Origin of the sequence: Cronbergia sp. UHCC 0137, assembly GCF_034932285.1 — a bacterium.
Taxonomy (GTDB): Bacteria; Cyanobacteriota; Cyanobacteriia; order Cyanobacteriales; family Nostocaceae; genus Cronbergia.
The window spans coordinates 1-3729 of record NZ_JAYGHC010000105.1 but is presented as its reverse complement, the minus strand read 5'-3'; the positions used below and the strand labels follow the sequence as shown (position 1 = coordinate 3729).

Genomic DNA, 3729 nt, shown 5'->3' with positions numbered 1-3729 from the left:
AAGGGATCATGTTTGGTTTTGCTTGCAATGAAACTCCAGAATTGATGCCTTTACCTATCAGTCTGGCTCACCGCATTGCCCGTAGACTAGCAGCAGTTCGCAAAACAGGCGATTTGCCCTATTTACGCCCAGATGGTAAAACCCAAGTTACCGTGGCCTATGAAGATGGCAAACCCGTAGGGATTGATACTATCTTGGTTTCTACCCAACATACACCTAATATTGGGGATATTAGTGATGATGCGGAAGTACAAGCCAAGATTAAAGCTGACTTATGGTCATCTGTCGTAGAACCTGTGTTTGGTGATATTAATATCAAACCAAATGAGGATACCCGATTCCTAGTTAATCCGACTGGTAAATTTGTTATCGGTGGACCTCAAGGAGACTCTGGTTTAACCGGACGGAAAATTATTGTGGATACCTATGGTGGTTATTCACGACACGGTGGTGGTGCTTTTTCTGGTAAAGATCCCACCAAAGTAGACCGTTCTGCTGCTTATGCTGCTCGCTATGCTGCTAAAAATATTGTGGCGGCTGGTTTAGCAGAGAAATGTGAAGTGCAGCTAAGTTATGCCATTGGTGTAGCACGACCAGTTAGTATTTTGGTCGATACTTTTGGTACTAGCACTGTAGATGATGATGTCTTGCTGGAATTGGTTAAACAACATTTTGAGTTACGTCCAGCAGGAATTATCCATATTTTCAATTTACAGAACCTTCCCAGTGAAAGGGGCGGACGTTTCTATCAGGACGTTGCGGCTTACGGTCACTTAGGACGGACTGATTTAGATTTACCTTGGGAACGTACTGATAAGGCGGATGTATTAAGGCAAGCTGTTGATAAATTGCTTGTAGATACAAATAATTCCGTGAAAGAGAATGCTTCAGCTTTAAGTTAATCTTTCATTTTTCCTAAAAAATACCTCTGCTTTCATTAATTTGAAGCAGAGGTTTTTTGATATCAGACATGAAGCGAAAATTATAGCAACCGCCAAGGTGGTTAGGACATCAATTGTTAGCGCAGCTTGACGTAAGCCATTGATGAAACGAGTCTCACAACAGGGTTTTACTCCTGACTCCTGACTCCTGACTCCTGCTATAAATATGTGTTTCCTAGAACTATTGTAGAGACGTTCCATGGAACGTCTCTAGATTCTTTCCTGGAGATGTCATGTCTATTGTTTTTCTATGGGGAGTTACAGCCTATTCCATTTGTTGTTAATCCCAATCGGGAATTTGGGCATCTTCTCCACCAACACCGATCGCTGTATTATGTATTTGTGCATCGGTGATGGTTAAGTCATTCATTGATGCTTGATACACGTTTGAGTCGTTAAGTGTTGCTTTGGTCAAGTTTGCCCCGTTGAGATTGGCTTGCTTCAAATTAACGTTAGTCACAAAGGCTGATGTTAAATTAGCACCTGCTAAATTAGCTCCAGTGAGGTCTGCACCTTCGAGGTTAGCTTCTGTTAAGTTGGCTCCCTGAAGATTTGCTCCCCGCAGATCCGCACCGATTAAATGAGCGCCGCTGAGGTTTGCTCCTGATAAATGGCAACTTACACATTCCCCAGTTGACAGCAGCTTGTATAAGTCTTGTTTGTTTTCAGCTTGTACTGAGTTGCTTAAAAGTAGGGGAGTCGCTAAGGCTATGACAGTTAATAGCTGGAGTTTCATAATTTTTCCCCTTTGGAATCAAATAGCGTCCGTTCTTTACCTCACAACTCTATTATCTCATAAAATTGATCAAGAAGATTGATTTATCTCACAAGCTAGATGTGAGGTTTCAAGATTTGGTTATGGGAGTCAAAAGTATTATTGGTGTTGGTTTTGAGTATGTCTGGTGGAGGGATAAAGCTAAATTGTTGTAGTTAAATATTGTGTTAATTTTTTTTAAGGCAGATAAAGTAACTGAGTAGGTAGGGGTTTAGCATCGCTCATAGGTGTCAGATCGAGATAATATACACATAAATCTAAGTAAACTAGGAATAGAATGAAAGCGAGAAGATAAACCCAATTTTAATTCATGGGCAAGAGTCTAAGGGGAAAACATTTGGGTTATTTCGGAATTTTATGAAGGTTAAAATCTCAGCCATTTAAAGTATATCTATAGGAGGATTTACACGATGTTTACTGTAAGAACCCTTTACGAAACTGACTTTAATCTCTGGTTAGAACAAACTGCGTGTTTACTCAAGGAAGGGAAATTAGATCAATTAGATATTGAAAATTTACTTGAAGAAATTGAAGGAATGAGTCGTAGTGAAAAAGATGCTTTAGAGAGTAATTTAATCCGGGTATTTCAACATTTACTCAAATGGAATTATCAGCCTCAAAAACGCTCTCCCAGTTGGTCTTATACGATTATTGAACATTCTCGAAGATTAAACAAAGCGTTTAAAAATAGTCCTAGTTTGAAGCGTCACTTTGATTCTGTATTCGATGAATGTTACTATGAAGCTTGTAAAGCGGCTGCTGTTGAAACACAATCCCTTTTAGCCACTTTTCCTGAATTATGTCCCTTTAGCAAATCCGATGTTTTAAACATTAATCCCGATGACTATTTGCTTGAATAATCTTTAGATAGCTTCATCAGAAATAATAGTCCACTAATTATTAATGTTGTGGTGGTTGAGAAGATATTGTTCATGGCTTTAACTCGCCATCTCATCGCTAGAATATTACACTACAACCTTTTCTAACGCAACTGTATTGGATGATAATCGCTAACTAGAAATTTTCCAAATAAAATAAACAAGCCAAGCTATAGGATTAAGTTCTTGTAGGCTGATAATAGCTTGATATTTTGAAGTGTATAGGGATTTCCAAAATACACAATATATGTTAAATTACCAGTAATTTCATAAAATTTTGTACTAAAACTTTAAATACTTATGCCTTTTTAGGTATAAGTATAACTCTATTTTTGATGGGGTTTATTTCCATAAAATGAGCCATTGTATCGCTCCCCATTGTCCAAAACCTATTGACCCAGCGAATGCAAATAATCCTATTTGTCGTAACTGTGGGTCACAACTACTGCTGCAAAATCGCTATCGGGTACTTAAACAACTGGGACAAGGTGGTTTTGGGAACACTTTTGAAATTGACGACGGTGGAAAAACCAAAGTTTTAAAAGTGCTAACAGAGAATAACCCCAAAGCCGTTGAACTGTTTCAACAAGAAGCCAAGGTTTTGAGTCAGTTAAATAGTGTGGGTATTCCCAAAGTAGAAGCAGACGGTTATTTTACCTTTTTACCTAAAAATAGCTCTGTACCATTGAATTGCTTGGTAATGGAGAAAATTGAAGGAGTAAATTTAGATCAATGGATGAAATTTCGTAATTATCAAACTATTTCTGAAAATCAAGCTCTCAATTGGCTGAAACAAATTGTAGAAATTCTCGCTTTAGTACACGCTCAACAATATTTTCATCGTGATATTAAGCCTGAAAATATCATGTTGCGACCAAGTGGGCAACTTGTTTTAATTGATTTTGGTGCAGTTCGACAAATCACAACAACAATTTTGGCGGGAAATTCCCATACTAGAATTATTTCTCAAGGTTATTCACCACCAGAACAACAAAACGGTTATTCAGTACAACAGTCAGACTTTTTTGCATTAGGACGGACTTTTATATTTTTGCTGACAGATAGAAGTAGGTTGGGTTGACGCAAGGAAACCCAACAATAACCAATAATAGAGTAACTTAAAATTAATGATAAT

Annotated in this window: 4 protein-coding genes; 3 read left to right on the top strand and 1 reads right to left on the bottom strand. The window is 37.8% G+C overall.

Going from position 1 to position 3729, the window contains the following annotated elements; all coding sequences use genetic code 11:
• Positions 1–902 (top strand): methionine adenosyltransferase (gene metK, locus VB711_RS26255; protein ID WP_323289376.1); only part of this gene is annotated, 902 nt, incomplete at its 5' end.
• 319 nt (positions 903–1221) lie between these two features.
• On the opposite strand, the gene VB711_RS26250 is transcribed toward metK, so the two are convergent.
• On the bottom strand, positions 1222–1677 hold the full coding sequence (locus VB711_RS26250; RefSeq protein WP_323289375.1) for a pentapeptide repeat-containing protein: 456 nt from the start codon (positions 1675–1677) through the stop codon (positions 1222–1224).
• A 449-nt stretch (positions 1678–2126) separates the two neighbouring features.
• Between VB711_RS26250 and VB711_RS26245 the strand changes: the two genes are divergently transcribed.
• A complete protein-coding gene (locus tag VB711_RS26245) occupies positions 2127–2576 on the top strand; it encodes a DUF29 domain-containing protein (protein ID WP_323289374.1) in 450 nt (149 codons plus the stop codon).
• Between the two features lie 373 nt (positions 2577–2949).
• Positions 2950–3675: a serine/threonine-protein kinase gene (locus tag VB711_RS26240; protein WP_323289373.1), complete on the top strand. Its 726-nt coding sequence runs from the start codon at positions 2950–2952 to the stop codon at positions 3673–3675.
• Positions 3676–3729 lie beyond the last annotated feature (54 nt).

Coding starts and splice junctions, on each gene's coding strand:
- VB711_RS26250 (WP_323289375.1), bottom strand. CDS start 1,677: ATGAAACTCCAGCTATTAACTGTCATAGCCTTAGCGACTCCCCTACTT.
- VB711_RS26245 (WP_323289374.1), top strand. CDS start 2,127: ATGTTTACTGTAAGAACCCTTTACGAAACTGACTTTAATCTCTGGTTA.
- VB711_RS26240 (WP_323289373.1), top strand. CDS start 2,950: ATGAGCCATTGTATCGCTCCCCATTGTCCAAAACCTATTGACCCAGCG.